The 15704-nt window shown below is 59.3% G+C and carries 19 protein-coding genes; 7 read left to right on the plus strand and 12 right to left on the minus strand.

What is annotated here, in order from left to right; genetic code table 11:
- Positions 1 to 76: 76 nt before the first annotated feature.
- Together RDA78_RS14855 and lgt are read right to left on the minus strand one after the other, a co-directional pair.
- Entirely contained in the window at positions 77 to 1165 is a 1089-nt protein-coding gene (locus tag RDA78_RS14855) for a class I SAM-dependent methyltransferase (protein WP_434056072.1), read from the minus strand.
- On the minus strand, positions 1162 to 1995 hold the full coding sequence (lgt, locus tag RDA78_RS14860) for a prolipoprotein diacylglyceryl transferase (RefSeq protein WP_434056073.1): 834 nt from the start codon (positions 1993 to 1995) through the stop codon (positions 1162 to 1164). Before lgt ends, RDA78_RS14855 begins: the two co-directional genes overlap by 4 nt.
- A gap of 185 nt (positions 1996 to 2180) precedes the next feature.
- On the opposite strand from lgt, the gene RDA78_RS14865 reads away from it, so the two are divergent.
- The 5 genes from RDA78_RS14865 to RDA78_RS14885 all read left to right on the plus strand — a co-directional run bounded on the left by RDA78_RS14865 (position 2181) and on the right by RDA78_RS14885 (position 5377).
- On the plus strand, positions 2181 to 2447 hold the full coding sequence (locus tag RDA78_RS14865) for an accessory factor UbiK family protein (protein ID WP_319383440.1): 267 nt from the start codon (positions 2181 to 2183) through the stop codon (positions 2445 to 2447).
- A 347-nt stretch (positions 2448 to 2794) separates the two neighbouring features.
- Positions 2795 to 3295: a YbjN domain-containing protein gene (locus tag RDA78_RS14870; protein WP_434056074.1), complete on the plus strand. Its 501-nt coding sequence runs from the start codon at positions 2795 to 2797 to the stop codon at positions 3293 to 3295.
- Positions 3292 to 4110, plus strand: a complete 819-nt coding sequence (gene proC, locus RDA78_RS14875) for a pyrroline-5-carboxylate reductase (protein WP_434056075.1) — start codon at positions 3292 to 3294, stop codon at positions 4108 to 4110. The genes RDA78_RS14870 and proC overlap by 4 nt, the downstream gene beginning before the upstream one ends.
- 157 nt (positions 4111 to 4267) lie before the next feature.
- Positions 4268 to 4969, plus strand: coding sequence for a TetR/AcrR family transcriptional regulator (locus RDA78_RS14880; RefSeq protein WP_434056076.1), 702 nt, complete (start codon positions 4268 to 4270; stop codon positions 4967 to 4969).
- Between the two features lie 66 nt (positions 4970 to 5035).
- The gene (locus RDA78_RS14885; protein ID WP_434050611.1) at positions 5036 to 5377 is read left to right on the plus strand and encodes a tRNA-binding protein; all 342 of its coding nucleotides are present in this window, start codon (positions 5036 to 5038) and stop codon (positions 5375 to 5377) included.
- 17 nt (positions 5378 to 5394) lie between these two features.
- On the opposite strand, the gene RDA78_RS14890 is transcribed toward RDA78_RS14885, so the two are convergent.
- The 3 genes from RDA78_RS14890 to RDA78_RS14900 all read right to left on the minus strand — a co-directional run bounded on the left by RDA78_RS14890 (position 5395) and on the right by RDA78_RS14900 (position 8090).
- Complete coding sequence (locus RDA78_RS14890) at positions 5395 to 6687, minus strand: ATP-binding protein (RefSeq protein ID WP_434056148.1); 1293 nt, start codon at positions 6685 to 6687, stop codon at positions 5395 to 5397.
- Between the two features lie 112 nt (positions 6688 to 6799).
- The gene (locus RDA78_RS14895; protein WP_434050612.1) at positions 6800 to 7498 is read right to left on the minus strand and encodes a response regulator; all 699 of its coding nucleotides are present in this window, start codon (positions 7496 to 7498) and stop codon (positions 6800 to 6802) included.
- Positions 7499 to 7532: 34 nt separating this feature from the next.
- Positions 7533 to 8090, minus strand: a complete 558-nt coding sequence (locus RDA78_RS14900; RefSeq protein WP_434050613.1) for a MarR family winged helix-turn-helix transcriptional regulator — start codon at positions 8088 to 8090, stop codon at positions 7533 to 7535.
- Positions 8091 to 8138: 48 nt separating this feature from the next.
- On the opposite strand from RDA78_RS14900, the gene RDA78_RS14905 reads away from it, so the two are divergent.
- Both RDA78_RS14905 and RDA78_RS14910 read left to right on the plus strand, forming a co-directional pair.
- Positions 8139 to 8354 (plus strand): hypothetical protein, encoded by a 216-nt coding sequence (locus tag RDA78_RS14905; RefSeq protein WP_434050614.1) that lies wholly within the window; start codon positions 8139 to 8141, stop codon positions 8352 to 8354.
- Positions 8335 to 9237 (plus strand): branched-chain amino acid aminotransferase, encoded by a 903-nt coding sequence (locus tag RDA78_RS14910; protein ID WP_434050615.1) that lies wholly within the window; start codon positions 8335 to 8337, stop codon positions 9235 to 9237. Before RDA78_RS14905 ends, RDA78_RS14910 begins: the two co-directional genes overlap by 20 nt.
- A 52-nt stretch (positions 9238 to 9289) precedes the next feature.
- Here RDA78_RS14910 and RDA78_RS14915 read toward each other — a convergent pair whose 3' ends face one another.
- The 7 genes from RDA78_RS14915 to RDA78_RS14945 all read right to left on the minus strand — a co-directional run bounded on the left by RDA78_RS14915 (position 9290) and on the right by RDA78_RS14945 (position 15700).
- Positions 9290 to 10585, minus strand: coding sequence for a multidrug effflux MFS transporter (locus tag RDA78_RS14915; protein WP_434050616.1), 1296 nt, complete (start codon positions 10583 to 10585; stop codon positions 9290 to 9292).
- Between the two features lie 372 nt (positions 10586 to 10957).
- Positions 10958 to 11425, minus strand: coding sequence for a molybdenum cofactor biosynthesis protein MoaE (locus tag RDA78_RS14920; RefSeq protein ID WP_434050617.1), 468 nt, complete (start codon positions 11423 to 11425; stop codon positions 10958 to 10960).
- Positions 11422 to 11673 (minus strand): molybdopterin converting factor subunit 1, encoded by a 252-nt coding sequence (gene moaD / locus RDA78_RS14925; protein ID WP_434050618.1) that lies wholly within the window; start codon positions 11671 to 11673, stop codon positions 11422 to 11424. Before moaD ends, RDA78_RS14920 begins: the two co-directional genes overlap by 4 nt.
- A 45-nt stretch (positions 11674 to 11718) precedes the next feature.
- Positions 11719 to 12291 carry a CDP-diacylglycerol--glycerol-3-phosphate 3-phosphatidyltransferase gene (gene pgsA / locus RDA78_RS14930; protein ID WP_434050619.1) on the minus strand — a complete coding sequence of 191 codons (573 nt, stop codon included), beginning with the start codon at positions 12289 to 12291 and terminating at the stop codon, positions 11719 to 11721.
- 126 nt (positions 12292 to 12417) lie between these two features.
- Positions 12418 to 12711 carry an HlyU family transcriptional regulator gene (locus tag RDA78_RS14935; protein ID WP_434050620.1) on the minus strand — a complete coding sequence of 98 codons (294 nt, stop codon included), beginning with the start codon at positions 12709 to 12711 and terminating at the stop codon, positions 12418 to 12420.
- 155 nt (positions 12712 to 12866) lie between these two features.
- The gene (locus tag RDA78_RS14940; protein ID WP_434050621.1) at positions 12867 to 14627 is read right to left on the minus strand and encodes a TRAP transporter permease; all 1761 of its coding nucleotides are present in this window, start codon (positions 14625 to 14627) and stop codon (positions 12867 to 12869) included.
- 116 nt (positions 14628 to 14743) lie between these two features.
- Complete coding sequence (locus RDA78_RS14945) at positions 14744 to 15700, minus strand: TAXI family TRAP transporter solute-binding subunit (protein WP_434050622.1); 957 nt, start codon at positions 15698 to 15700, stop codon at positions 14744 to 14746.
- Positions 15701 to 15704 lie beyond the last annotated feature (4 nt).

The following is a 15704-nucleotide window of genomic DNA, read 5'->3' on the forward strand; positions in this document are numbered from 1 at the left end:
GCGTGCGGCTGCACCGCCCAAGCATTGGGCCCCTGTTGTGTTTCGATTCGTACCCGACCTCTGATCCTTGGTTGCTTCATGAGGCGCTGTCAAATGGAGGAAAGGGAACCGGAGTGCTTGCGAGCGCCAGAACCTTGAAAAGATCACCCATCTGATCCGGTGCCGCAAGGCGCTCGACCGCGTCGCGAATGGCTTCCTGTTCCTCGTGCGTCTTTCCGGCGCCAAGAGAGCCGGCCCGTTCCAGAAGGCCTGAACGCAACAGGAAATCGCCCTGCGTCAGGACAGCGGACGATGCCGCTCCGCCGCGCCGCGCCGCGCCTGCCAGTGCCTCGAAGTTCACATGGGCCGTCAGGTCGGCCTCGCCAGGGTGAGCCAGAACATCGTCATAGGCATGACGATAAAGCGCCTGCAATGTGTCGCCTGTCGCGGATTTCAGATAACCGTAGTCGACGATGATCGCAGCACCGCCTGCACGCCCCATCCTGCGCCCCAGTGCCTCGGCAATGGCATTGGCGGCAGGCTGCGTCTCAAGGATTGTTCCGGGTGGAGCGTTCCGGAAATCCTCCGGTATGTCGCCGTCAGGGATGCGCGCCGTTCCAGCGCCGAATGCCAGTTCACCGCCGGCATCCAGCCCGACGGCACGTTCATGCCAGCCCTCCGGGGTTCTGACAAACTGGTGGATCGGCAGTGCGTCGAAAAACTCGTTTGCAACGAGAATGACCGGTCCGTCCGGCATGTCTTCAACCGTGTCGTGGAAGGCGGGGCTCAGCGGAGCACCGGCGAGTGTCTCTTTCTGGATTTTCCTGAGGCGCCGGCTCGTCTCGACGAGATGCAGGTTCGCGGCGGCAACAAAGCCAGGACGAAGTGATGCGGCGCGCAGGAGATCGGCCATCAGCGTTCCACGTCCCGGACCCAATTCCACCAGACTGAATGCTGCCGGCTCGCCGAGATGTTTGAATGCGGCGACACAGGCTGCGCCGAGGAGTTCGCCGAACATCTGGCTGACTTCGGGAGCTGTTATGAAGTCTCCTTCTCTGCCAAACGGCTCGCGCGTCTGGTAGTAGCCAAACGCAGGGTCGCCGAGGCATTGCGCCATGTATCGCGCGACTGGAACCGGGCCTTCATTGGCGATGCCGGCCTTGATCTTTTCCTTGAGATCCGTCAAGCCGCTGCATCCCCGTCAGGGCGTCTCGCGGCCCAGATCATGAGTGCCAGCCCGGCGAGGATCATCGGCAACGACAGCAAGATCCCCATAGTCAGGAAACCGGACAAGTAGCCGATATGGGCGTCCGGAACCCGGTACAGTTCGGCGATCGAGCGGCCGATGCCATATCCGCAGGCAAACGCACCGGCAAGAAAACCGGGCTTTTTCAGCAACTGAAACCGATGGCTCAGAAGGCGCAGAACAAAAAACAGGAGAACGCCCTCAAGAGCGGCCTCGTAGAGCTGGCTGGGATGTCTTGGTTCCGGACCCGCGCCGGGAAACACCATTGCCCAGGGCACATCGGCTGGCCGTCCCCACAATTCGGCATTTATGAAATTGGCAGCACGGCCAAAGAAGAGGCCTATCGGCGCGGCGCAGCCGGCAAGGTCGAACAGCGTCCAGACCGGCAGCCCCCTGCGCCAGGCGAACAGGACCATTGCAATGACGGTGCCTGCAAATCCGCCGTGGAAGGACATGCCGCCGGACCAGATCGCCAGGGCTTCGCCCGGGTTGGAAAGATAGTAGCCCGGATTATAGAACAGCACGTAGCCGAGGCGCCCGCCAAGGATGATGCCAAGCGTTCCCCAAAGCACGAAATCGTCGAGTTCCACGGGGGTGGGTCTCCTCCCGCCGTTCCACAGCCGGTCGTTCAGGACGAGGCTGCGCATGTAACGCCAGGCGAGAATGATGCCGACAATATAGGCCAATGCATACCAGCGCAGTGCGAAGGGGCCGATCTCGATAATCACCGGGTCGATTGCCGGAAACGGCAGGACGAAAACAGCTGGCACGTGGGGTCCTTCCTGGCAGGTCGTCACATTGGCGCAATTCGGGCAAACGCTTGCGCTATCTTTCCCTCTCCGTCAAGCATGCAGACCGCAGGTCGATACGTGGTGCGACGCAAATGGTTCTTGAACTCGCCGCGTTTCACCCATACCTCTTTGACAGTCAACATTTCTTGTACAAGGAGGGTCTGATGACCCAGGGTCCAAACCGCCTTCTCGATGATTTTGCCAAACTGATGACAGACGCCGCCGGTGTCGCCCAAGGCGCCCGGCGCGAGGTGGAGACCGCTTTTCGGGCCCAGGCCGAGCGTTTCCTGTCGGATATGGACATGGTTTCGCGCGAAGAGCACGAGGCCGTCAAGGACATGGCGGTGCGCGCGCTCGACCGGATCGAGGAGCTCGAATCGCGGCTGGCCAAGCTGGAAGGTGGCGACGCAACGGGAAGTGGAGACGCCTGAGCAGGCCGGATGACGTCGAATTGAGCGGTTTCTGTTAATTTCCCATGACAGAATTGCGACCGGAAAAGTTGGCGGGAATGCAGAGATTTTGGGCAGTCTGATCAGAATTTCGCCAGATTCTTCCACAAGTTTCGGCTTTTTCGTCCAATTTGGTGTGTATCCATTAAATCATTCCTGATCCTATACTCGATGTAACAGGGATTCGTCGGAGCAAGACGGAACCGGTTCGATCGTAACGGGCCACAACAGGACGCGTTTTGCTCCTTCGGCATGGGACTTTTCCCGGCGGCCCGCCCGGTTATCCTGATCGGGTTCCCGGCCTCCGGCTCGGAAGGGGAGTAGGCATCATGAGCCTCATCGAGATCGAATTCGAGCGACCTGGCAATCCCGTTGATACCATCGAAACCGTTGCCGCGCTGAACGACTGGGCGTTCGAGCGCTCGGACGATGATGAAATCACAATCTCCCTTGGAGGTAGTTGGTGCGACTACCATGTCTCCTTTTCATGGATGGAGGAAGTTGAAGCACTGCATCTGGCCTGCGCGTTCGACCTCAAGGTGACCGAACCGCGCAAGATGGAAGTCTTGCGACTGCTTGCACTGGTCAATGAACAACTCTGGATGGGTCATTTCGATCTCTGGCACAAAGAGAACGTGATCATGTTCAGGCAATCGCTGCTGCTGAGCGGTGGCGCTGAGGCCTCGTCCGCACAGATCGAGGGGATGCTGACCAACGCGCTGGAGAATTGCGAGCGCTTTTATCAGGCATTCCAGTTTGTTGTCTGGGCCGGACACTCCGCAACCGAGGCAATGAGCTCGGCCTTGTTCGAGACCGCAGGAGAAGCATGAGTTTTTCAAAAGAGCGCCCCTTTCTTCTTGTCGGCGCCGGCAAGATGGGGGGGGCCATGTTATCCGGATGGATGGCGGAAGGGATCGATCCTTCTGCCATCGTCGTTTGCGACCCTGGCCTGTCCGACGAGATGGATGCCTTGCTGACGCGGCACGGTATCCGCCACGTCTCAGCGGTTCCGGACGATCTCAAGGCAGGTATCGTCCTCGTCGCGGTCAAACCGCAGATGATGGACACGGTGCTTCCGGGCATCAAGCCGGCGGTCCTTCCGGACACGCTGCTCATGTCGGTCGCCGCAGGGACACCGGTTTCAAAGTTTTTGTCGGTTTTCGGGGACATCCCGGTCTGCAGGTGCATGCCGAACACACCGGCGATGGTCAAACGCGGCATCACGGCCGTCTATCCGACCGGGCTGGTCAGCGAAAGCCAGAAACAAGCGGTCGCAGACCTGCTGTCAGCTGTCGGCAAAGTCGTCTGGCTCGATGCGGAAGACCAGATCGACCTCGTGACGGGCGTCAGCGGGTCGGGTCCGGCCTATGTCTTTTATCTCGCGGAAGCGATCAGCAGGGCCGGACAGGATGCGGGACTGCCAGAAGAGATCGCCCATCAACTGGCCGTCGCGACCGTGAGCGGCGCGGGGGAACTCATGCACCGGTCGGGCGAACATCCTTCGGTGTTGCGCCAGAACGTGACCAGTCCGAACGGAACGACTGCGGCAGCGCTTGAGGTTCTGATGCATGACAATGGGCTTCAGCCCGTTCTGACCGAAGCCGTCGCAGCCGCCGTGAAGAGGGCGCAGGAACTGGCTGGCTGAGGCAACATTCAACGTTGCCCGTCTCTGCAAGTGGCACACTTGCATGTCAGTCAAGCGCCGTCTGCACGCAAATTCCTGAACTGCGGCAGTGCGCCACCCTTTTCGGCGCAAGTTCGATCTCCTATGTTCTGAACCAGGAACCAAGGGAGTTTGCTCCATGACGACCGCCAAGACCAAGCAAAAGATCCTCCAGACATTTCTGGATCTTCTCTCAGATCATCCTTACGAGGACGTCTCCCTGCCGCTGGTTGCGGAAAAGGCGAAGGTCAAGCTTTCCGACATGCGGGGCGCGTACGGATCGAAACTGGATCTCGTTGCAGCCTTTGCCGAGAGTGTCGACAAAACGGTTCTGGATGAACGTGATGAGGATATGCATGACCAGCCTCCCCGGGACCGGCTGTTCGACATTCTCATGTCGCGCATCGACGCGCTGGACGGACACAAGGACGCGGTGAGAGCCCTTCACAGGGCAGCGCGCAAGGATCCGGCGCTTGCGCTGGATTTCAATCGTCTGGAGGTCCGGTCCCAGAAATGGATGCTGATCGCTGCGGGGATCGACGTCTCCGGATTGAAGGCCGGTATCGTTGCGCAGGGGCTCTCGGTCGCTTTCGCGCGGGTCGTCAGGGTCTGGCTGGATGAAGACGATGAGGGCATACCGCGGACCATGGCGCGGCTGGACAAGGAACTCGACAGCGGCTCATCGTTCATGAAGCGTCTGAACGGGATCGAGGGCATTGCCAAGGGCATGCGTTCATTCCTCAGGAAAGCATCCGCCGGACGGCGCGGGCGGCACAGACACAAGCAGGACGAGACCGATCACGAGCCGGACTACTCCGGAGAGGAAGCGGCGGGCGCCTAAAGCGTTTTGTGCTTGCGGCTCCGCCTGACAGCGGTCATGGTCGCCCGTGGAATCAAGGGGTAGACCATGAGTGATGAGATCAGTTTCGACGACTTTCTGAAGGTGGATGTCCGGGTTGGCCGGGTCGTCGAAGCCGAAGAGTTTCCGGAGGCCCGCAAGCCTGCCTACAAGATGCGGATCGACTTCGGACCGGACATCGGCATCAAGAAAACGTCGGCCCAGATCACCAAGCACTACTCACCGGAAACGCTGGTCGGAAAGCTTGTCATGGCGGTGGTCAATTTTCCACCACGCCAGATCGGGCCGGTCATGTCGGAAGTGCTGACGCTCGGCGTTCCGGACGCCGATGGCGAGGTCGTTCTTCTGGCGCCGGACAAGGATGTTCCGATCGGCGGACGGCTTTACTGAGGGAAGGGCAGCAGGCCTCAGGCCGGAACCCTGAGCCTTGCTCTCAGGCCGCCGAGCGGGCTGTCTTCAAGATAAAGGTCTCCCCCGTGCGACCGGGCGACGTCCCTGGCGATGGCAAGACCAAGACCGCTCCCTGATTCATCCTGGTTTCTTGCAAGGTCGAGACGGTGGAACGCACGAAACGCGAGTTCCCGGTCTCCCTCCGGTATGCCCGGTCCGTCGTCATCGACCGTGATCGTGAGCCAATCCCTTTCGATCGAGCCTGACACTTCGACCCGGTTTCCGTATTTGCAGCCATTGGTCACCAGATTCGACAGACAGCGTTTGAGGGAAAGCCGTTTGACCTGTGCATCTGTCGGTCCTTCGAAACGGGTGGCGACCAGAAGCCCGGAGATTTCAGCTTCTTCCTCAAGCTCCTCGAGCAGGAGGCTGATATCCGTCGTCTGTGCTTCTTCGTCTGCGTCGCCACTCGCGAAAGCGAGATAGTCTTCGAGCATGTGGCTCATCTCGTCGACGTCCTTGCGCATCGCTTCGCTTTCCGGCGATTCCGATAGGAAGGCGAGTTGCAGCCTCAGGCGCGTGAGGATGGTTCTCAGGTCGTGACTGACACCGGCCAGCATGGTCGTGCGCTGTTCTATCTGTCGCTCGATGCGTCTGCGCATGTCGATGAAGGCGACGCTTGCGCGGCGAACCTCGCGCGCACCGCTCGCCCGGAAATTCTCTACCGGGCGGCCTTTGCCGAAGGCTTCAGACGCGTCGGCCAGCCGGATGATCGGCCTGATCTGGTTCCGGAGGAACAGCAGCGCGATGATCAGAAGAACGAGCGAGGTTGAAAACATCCAGACCAGAAAGATGTGCGAGTTCGACGCAAAGGTCTGGCTGCGCCGTGTAAAGACACGCAGGATCGAATCCTTCAACTGGATGCGAATTTCAACGAAACGCGACCGGCCGACCGTGTCGATCCAGAACGGTTTTCTTATTTTCTGGCTGATCGCGAGACTGAGTTCCTTGTCGATGACGTCGAAGAACGGTTTGGGCGCGGGGGGCGGCAACGGTTCGAGCGGCAGGATCGTCGTTGACATGCCAAGCGCACTCGAAGCGAGCTGTTCGATCTTGGCGTGATCGGGGTCCTGCGGATAGTTCTCCAGGACATAGACGATTGCCGCGATTTCCCGGACGACGGCTTCCGACATGCGTCTGGAAACGAGCTGGTAATGCCGTTCCATGAAGACGAAGACCAGCACCGACTGCAAAATGACGATGGGCGCGACGATGATCAGAAAGGTACGTGTGTAAAGACCCTTCGGCATAAGCCGGTAAAGGAGACGGGACACCGACCTGTAGGCATGCAGAAACGGCTTGAAAAGTGACGATTTGGAAAGTTTGCGGAACAGGATTTCTGTGTTGGCCATTGGGACCTGTTCAATCGCAGGCCAGACGGTAGCCGATGCCGCGAACGGTCTGCAGGTAGATCGGGTTGCCGGGGTCCGCCTCTATCTTGCGCCGCAGCCTGTTTATCTGAACGTCCACCGTGCGCTCGCCGAGGCCGCTCTCCCCGCCGACGATCTTGTGGCGCGGAACGGTGGCTCCCGGCTGTTCGGCAAAGATCGAGAGGATCTGCTTTTCGCGGTCCGTCAGCCGGACGATTGCATCGCCATTCTTGAGTTCGCCGCGTGAACTGTTGAAACAGAACGGCCCGAAGCGGATCTCCTCGCTCACGACAACAGGCTGGCTGTTGCCGCGCCGCAGGATTGCGGCCATGCGCAGCATGAGTTCACGTGGTTCGAAGGGTTTCGGGAGATAGTCGTCAACGCCCGCTTCCAGCCCTGCGATGCGGTCTGTTGCCTCGGACCTGGCGGTCAGCATCAGGATCGGCACCTCCGACTCTTCGCGAAGAGATGCTGCAAGCTCAAGCCCGGTTTCCCCTGGCATCATCACATCAAGAATGATCAGGTCGAACTCCAGTCCGGACAGGCACCTTCTGGCATCGGCGGAATTGGCGGCCGTGGAGACGCGATAGCCGTTCTCTTTCAGCAGCCTGGAAAGCAGATCCCGGATGCGCTTGTCATCGTCTACAAGCAGGATGTGGTTGGCGTTGTCATCGGGCACCTGGACTTTCATGTCGGCAGCTGGTTCCTTCTGCTATCGGCGGCTTTCAGTCCTTGAGATGAAAAGGGCTTCTGACGAGTTTCAAAATGTCTGCATGGGCGTCGGGATCGATCATCTGCAACAGAAACCGCCGCACGACTTCCTCACTGCCATCAGGCAATCCAATTAGGGCGCGTTCAAGGCGCTCCTGCTGCAACCGGGCGAGTTTTTCCGCAAGAACATGGCCACGCTCGGTCGTATAAAGCAGGCGCTGACGGCGATCGTTCAAGCCTTCGCGCTGTTCGATGATCCCCGCATCGACAAGCTGCTTCAGAACGCGGCCGAGACTTTGCTTCGTGATGCGCAGGATCCCCAGCAGATCGGTGACCATGATGCCGGGATTGCGTTCGACGAAGTGAAGCACGCGGTGATGGGCACGGCCAAATTCGAACTTCGCCAGCACGTCGTCCGGATCGCCCGTGAAATCCTTATACGCAAAGAACAGCAGTTCAATCAGGTCGTAGGGCAACGTGCCTTCTTCCGGTCTGCGGTCCGGATCCGACATGGCTCCACCCGTGTCGCGCTGCGCAGGGGAAACGGCAGATTTGAAATTTACGTCAGTCATATTGACATAATTCTGGTCGATTGTTACTTGTCAGCAGCCGCGCGCGAAATGATCGGTCTCAAAGATGCATTTTTGGGCATCCGTCGACAAACGAATCCATTCAACGCCGCTGCGGTCATCAGGATACCGATAGTTCGCGTGCTGTGCAAAAGATACAGCAGCAAAACGGGCGCAAGTCTTTGGCGTTATTCGCGTCTGTTGAAAGAAATCAATAATCGCTCTTTGAGCGGCCGGGAGAAGAAACATGGCGGGAGCGCCTTTTGATCAGCTCAGTGGTGACATCTGGTATGATGGAGAGTTCGTACCCTGGTCGGATGCGAAACTCCATATTCTCAGTCACGGCCTGCACTACGGCAGCAGCGTCTTCGAAGGCGAGAGAGCCTATGGCGGGCGGATCTTCAAATCCGAAGAGCACACCGAACGCCTGCTTGAGTCCGCCCGTACGCTGGGTTTCGAAATCCCGTGGACAGCCGACCAGATCAACGCTGCCAAGGAAGAGACGCTGGCGCGCATGAAGCTGACCGACGCCTATATCCGTCCGGTTGCCTGGCGCGGCAGCGAAATGATGGGCATCTCCGCGCAGAACAACACGATCCATCTTGCAATCGCGGCCTGGGAATGGCCCAGCTATTTCAAACCTGAAGAGCGGCTCAAGGGTATCCGGCTCGATATGGCTCAATACCGGCGCCCCGATCCGGCAACGGCACCGTTCAAGGCGAAGGCCGCGGGGCTTTACATGATCTGCACGGTTTCAAAACATGCTGCCGAGGCAAAGGGCTATACCGACGCCCTGATGCTGGACTGGCGCGGACAGGTTGCGGAGTGCACCGGTGCGAACGTGTTCTTCATAAAGGACAGCAAGATCCATACGCCGATCCCTGACTGTTTCTTGGACGGGATCACGCGCCGCACCGTTATCGATCTGGCACGGGACCGCGGCATCGAAGTGATCGAACGCGTGATCATGCCGGAGGAAATTCCAGGGTTTGAACAGTGTTTTGTGACCGGAACAGCTGCGGAAGTCACACCGGTTTCCGAAATTGCCGGCACAACGTTCGAAGTTGGCGAAATCATCGAGACGCTGATGAAGGACTACGATGCGGCCGTGAGACCCGATGCTCCGGCGCTCCAGGCCGCGACCGGCTAAGCGAAACAGACATTGCAGCAAACAGCGAGGCGGGTTGTTCAGCCCGCCTTGTTCATTTTCTGCTGTCGTGAAGGGCGTGGAACATGCGGCCCTTTTCCGCAAACAGCACACAGGCGATGGCCGCCAGCCCATAGACAGCGAACGCCAGCCCGAGAGGCTCGGTCGTTCCGTCGAACAATTGCCCCATGACATGTCCCAGGAGCGCGCCGCCGAGCGTCGTGATGAAACCGATCACGGATGCGGCGGTGCCGGCAATCTTGCCGAGCGGCTCCATCGCCATTGCATTGAAATTGGCGCCGACAAAACCGAAGCACATCATGACGATTGTCGTCAGGATGAAAAACGAGGCAAGGCTTTCAAGGCCGAGTGCCGACACGGCGAAGATCGAGAAACCGAACAGCGTGTAGACAATAAGGGCCGCGTGCGAGAGGCGCCGCATTCCCATGGCCTCCACCAACTGCGCATTGGTGAACGAGGAGATGGCCATCGCGATTGCGATCGATGCGAAGACGACGGGAAACAAGTTTCCAAGCCCGAATATGTCCACAAAGATCTGCTGTGACATGGCAAGGAATGCGAAGAGACCGGCGAAGACGAACGCAGTTGCCGCTGCGTACCCGACACAGACGCGTGTCGTGATCGCCGTCCCATATGCATTGCCGATTTCAGACATCTCGATGGGGCGGCGGCGATCGGGTGCCAGCGTCTCGGGCATCCGCAGCATCGACCAGACCAGAACCGCGAGGCCGGAAAACAACAGAAACGCGAAAATCCAGTGCCAGCCTGCCAGAAGGAGGACCACCTGGCCAACGGAGGGCGCAATCACCGGAACGGCCATGAAGACCATCATGACCAGTGACATGACCTTGCCCATGCTGCGGCCGGTGTAGCAGTCCCGAACCACGGAAAGCGCAGCCACGCGGGCCCCCGCACAACCGACTCCCTGGAGCACTCGGGCGATCAGCAGAGTATCAAGGCTTGATGCGAAAATGGCCGCGACGCTTGCAAGGCTGTAGAGGGTGAGACCGCCAATGAGGACTTTGCGGCGGCCAAACGCGTCGGTCAGCGGTCCGAAGAAGAGCTGCGCGCCGCCAAAACCGGCCAGGTAGGTGGTCAGTATCAGCTGGCGATTGTTTTCCTCGATGATGTCGAGTGCGTCTCCGATTGCCGGAAGCGCCGGCAGCATGACATCAATCGCCATGGCGTTCAGCGCCATGATCATGGCGATGATCGCGACGAATTCGGCAAAGGGAATGCCGGGTTCCCGCAAGACCTCACTGGATGTCCGCGCAATGCCAGCGGACGAGTCGGCAACGGCAGCATCGGAATGCTCGATGTGGTGTTTCACTTTGTCGGAACCAGTTCAAAGAATTGGCCGCTGACAGGCCGCCGCGGAAAATCGAAACGGAGCGGCTGTCGGGCTGAGAGGCACTTAGGGTACGGACACATAAATGAAGCCGATTTGGCGGCAGAAATGGCAAGATCTCGGGAGGAAGCGTGTGCAGAGCGGGCTTTTTGCCCGGTCAAGCGCTGTGACGCTGCGAGGTACAGCCATTTTGCCGTCCTTCGGATTTGGCCGTTTTGGCCACCTGCCACGTCGCGAAAGGCTTGAAAATGAACCACATTTCCTGCGCTTTCGCTTCTCGCAGTTGGTCAATACGGTCCAAACCAAATTGACTTCAGTTCTGAATCCGTACCCTAGTTTAAGCCGTCGGAAGGCTCAGGTCCAGCGTGCAGCGTCCTGGTCGTCACAATCCCTGGCTTCAACCCAGTTGCTCGAACTGCCGGTGACGAGGTGTTCCTTTTTCCAGAATGGGGCACGAGTCTTGAGGTAATCCATGAGGAAGTCGGCCGCCTCGAAGGCCGCGCGGCGATGCGACGAGGCGGCAATCACGAGGACGATGTTTTCGCCGGGCGGTATCTTGCCGAAGCGGTGAATGACCGTCAGGCCGGTCAGGGGCCAGCGTTCAACGGCCTGTTCCGCAATGCGCGTAAGTTCGGCTTCCGCCATGCCGGGATAGTGCTCAAGCTCCAGGGCGCTCAGGGTTCCGGCCTCGTCGCGGCAAAGCCCGGTGAAGGTTACAAGGGCTCCGACGTCCTTGCGGCCTTCCGTGAGACGCCGGGCTTCGTCCTGGGCGCTGAAATCTTCCGCCTGTACCACAATCCTGGGCTTGACCTGCATGCTCATCCACCTGTCATCGGAGGGAAGAACGCGACTTCGCGGGCATTTCCGAGATCGGCATCCGTCTCTACATGTTCCTGGTCGAGCGCGACGCGGATCGCGTCTTCCTCTTCGAAGGCGGCCGCGTGGTACTCATCGATCCCCTTGAGATGCGAAATCAGGTCGGCAACCGTTTTCACGTCAGCGGGAAGTTCCAGGTTTTCTTCTTCCTTGCCGACACGTTCCCGCACCCAGGCAAAATAGCGAATGTTCATGAGACCTCTTGATGCATTGCCACCACGGCAAACGAAATCACCGGCCTATTCCGTGATGAGATGACCGATGCCGGCACGGAAATAGTCGTATCCGGTATATAGCGTAAGAATGGCGGCGATCCAAAGTGCGGTCAGTCCCGTCAGCGTCGTATACTGAAAAATGGTGTCGCCGGCAGGTCCGGCGAGAAGAACCGCAATGGCAATGAGCTGGACCGTCGTCTTCCACTTCGCGAGTTTTGTGACCGGAACGCTGACCTGCAGCTCGGCCAGGAATTCTCTCAGGCCCGAGACCAGGATTTCGCGGCACAAGATGATGATCGCCGCGACAAGAGACCAGCCGCCGATCGTGCCGTCCGCGGCCAGCATCAGAAGCGAGACGGATACGAGCAGCTTGTCGGCGATCGGATCGAGCATGCGCCCGAGAGCGGATTGCTGTTGCCATGCGCGGGCGAGATAGCCGTCGAAGAAATCCGTGATTGCCGCCACGATGAATATCCCGAGCGCGATCCAGCGTGGGGTCGTTCCTTCGAAATAGAAACAGAACGCGACCGCCGGCACAGCCAGAATGCGCCCATAGGTCAAAAGGTTGGGCAAACTTAGGGCTACGTTACGTTTCATGTCGGCTTTCAATTCGGGGACAGTCCGGTCCACCGGGAGGCACATGTCTGTTGAGGTGCCGGTCGGCCACTTTAGTCAGAACCGGATCGCACATTACCTTCGATTAGCATTTGTGGGCGGTGCGCCTCAATCGAATATTCGGTCACCTTGCTGATCGATCATCATTTTCGCCTTGCGGATCATCTCGTTGGCCGCGTCTGCTTCGCCCGGCAATACGTCGGCGCGTATGAACCGGTGCGACTTCGTCTCTTCGCCGATCTGCTTTTCGATCCGGCCGGAGACCTGCCATTGGCCGCCCGAGGACTGTGGCTCAGCGATGATCTGAAAGCCTTCGTGATCAACCACCGTTGCCTTTGTAGAGCTCTTGGCCTGCCCTTCTCCGGATGACCCGAAAAGGGATTTGAACATTTTGCCGAGCATGACGCCCACTCCTTACTGTTTGTTCCCTTTTAGGGGGAGCGGCAAAGGGCATCAAGGGGGACTGCTTTACGATTTCGTCATGCGCAGATCGTGGGAGGTCCGCTATTCGTCAAGGACAGAGATCGAGCCGTGGTGCGTGTTCAGCGGCAGACGGTTCACGACAGGTGCAAAGATCCGAAGATTATTGCCAGACCGGTTCCGCCCGAGAGTAATCGATAAACGGGATTCCGGAGCCCGATGATCGCGTAAGAAATCAGCGCCAGTCCGAAACCGATCTGGCATGCAGCCAGAAGTGCGCCAAGAGGATTGCCTTCAAGCCGGATAAGGGCCGGGTTGGCAATCATGGCAAGTGGAATGATGTAGAGGCCGATTCCGAGCGCCATCGCGGTGAGCGCAACTTTCAGCCAGTTTTCGTTGATCATGCCTGCGGCGATGAAGACCGCGCCGCAAACGGGTGGCGTGATTGTCGAAAGCAGGGCGAACCAGAAAACGAACAGGTGCGCCTGCAGGGGTTCCAGACCCAGTTGAATGAGGGCAGGGCCGGCGACGGATACGCAGATCACGTAGGCGGCGGTGGTCGGCACTTCCATGCCGAGAACCATGCAGGCAAGCGCTGTCAGGAACAGGGACGGCCAAAGCAGCCCGCCGGAACCCGACAGGATCAGTGACGTTATCTTCACGCCGAGGCCGGTGATCGAAAGAACGCCGATGATGATTGATGCACAGACGATGATGGCGGCGATCATCGACACCTGGCGCGCCGAGTTAACGAGGGCGCGTTCAACCCTGGCCAGGCCTTCCTTGAGGGTTCCGAGACCTCGCGCGTTGAAGAACAGGAGCAGGAAGCTCGCAAGGATCGCCATCGATGCGGAGTATTGAGGCGTGAACCGGATCCAGAACATGCCCACGAGCAGGACCGTGAACGGGATCAGGAAGAAGCAGGAGGTGATGACCACATCGCGGCCCGACGGCCGATCCTTTTCGTCCAGCCCGGCGAGATCGTGATGATTTGCGTAGGCGTTGACGCCGATCCAAACTGCGAGAAAGTACAAGATGGCGGGCAGGAGCGCCGCGGCCATGATGGACGTATAGGGCACGCCCGTCAGCTCGACCATCACAAAGGCACCGGCCCCCATCAAGGGCGGCATGATCTGGCCGCCGGAAGAGGCGACGGCCTCAACGGCGGCGGCAAGGCGCTTGGGATAGCCCAGCCGCGTCATTGCCGGCAGGGTGATCGCGCCTGTGGAGGCGACATTCGCGGAGGCCGATCCGGATATCGAACCGAACAGCGCTGAAGACAGGACCGAGACCTTGGCGGCCCCGCCTTTCAGTCTTCCCGCAGCTGCGGAGGCAATGTTCATGAAACCCTGACCGGCTTCGCCCGCGTTCAGCACCGCGCCGAAGATCACGAAGATCGCGACTACATTGACCGAAACACCGGTCAGACTGCCCCAGATGCCACCTTCAGCGATGGTGAGCGTTCCAAGAAAACTTGCAATCGGGGTGCCGGAATGGCCGAACTCTCCGGGTATATGCTGTCCAAACAGGCCGTAGAGCAGGGCGAGCAGCGCCACGAGCGGCAGCGGCCACCCGATCGCCCGCCGTGCGGCCTCAAGAACGACAACAAGCAGGAGAGCGGCAATTGCGAACTGGAAGTCTCCTTCCAGGAACCCGTATTGATCGGAGAGCCTGTCATGAGACACCGCTACCCAGAGACACGCGCCGACCCCCAGCACGCTCAGGACGATGCCGCTGACCCTTGAAAACATGCCTTGACTGGCTGCGATCAGGATCCAGGGAAGCGCAAAGGCAAGGTGGAGCGGGCGGCTTACGAGGTTGGGAACAAGGCCTGAAAAGATCAAGGCAAGGTGAAACGCAACAAGACCGAGCGCTGCTGCGATGATCAATGGTCTCAAGACAGTGTTCCCGGTAGAGGCAACGCGTACGCGCAGTGATCGGGCGCGGTTCGGAAGGCTGGAAAGAAAAGACTTCTGCGCGCGGGCGCGCAGAAGCCATGAGCGTATGAGGCCGGTTACTGCTGGTCGGGCGTCAGTTCAAAGCCCGCTTCCTGATAGTAACGCAGGGCACCCGGGTGAATTTTGCCGGTGATGTTGCCCATCAGGCCCTGGTCGACGCCGTTCCACCACGGGGCGGCATTGCCCATGTCGCCTTTCTGTTCCCAGAAGGTCTTGGTCAGTTCGTAGGCCGCGTCGTCATCCATCGCGGTGGTGGTGTAGGCCACGACCGGAAGCGACGTTGTGACGATGTCCTCCGTCTGACCGGCATAGGTGCCGGCTGGAATGACAAGCCGCGTGCGCTTGGTTTGCGCAATCTGGTCGTCGTTCAGCGACATTACCTTCACGCCTGTCGATGCCGCTGCCTCGATCACGTTCGGCGCAGGGAAAGACCCGGCGGTAACGAACCCGTCGATCTGGCCGTTTTTCAGCGCGGCAACGGCATTGGAAAGTTCAACTTCGGCAAGCTCTACCTTGCCTTCAAGGCCGAAGAGCTTGAGATATTTCTCTCCTTCGCGTGCGCCGAACGAGCCCTTGCCGAGAAGGATGGTCTTGCCTTCCATGCCGGCGAAATCGCTCACGCCGCTGCCCTCGGACATAACGAAATGCATGGTAAGCGAGGGTATCGGGAACAACGCCCGGATCTCATCAAACTTGGGATCCGACTTGCCCTCGAACATGGCCTTGCCACCCTGGGCCAGCTTCACGAGCACGGGCGGTGTCGTGAACACGTAATCGCCGCCGCGGGCTCTCACTTCCATCACGTTCTGAACGGATCCCTGGCTTTCCTCCACCGTGACGATGATGTCGCCATCGGTTCCGGCCTTCATCGCCTCGGCGATCTGCACGGCCATCTGATAGTAGGAAGACGTCGACTTGGCGGATTTGTAAGTGATGCGCGTCTCGGCTGACGCCAAGCCGGATGCCAGTCCCATCGAGGCTGTGAGCGCGAGTGACAATAAGGTCTTTTTCATGGGT

Source organism: Roseibium sp., assembly GCF_051016195.1.
GTDB lineage: Bacteria > Pseudomonadota > Alphaproteobacteria > Rhizobiales > Stappiaceae > Roseibium.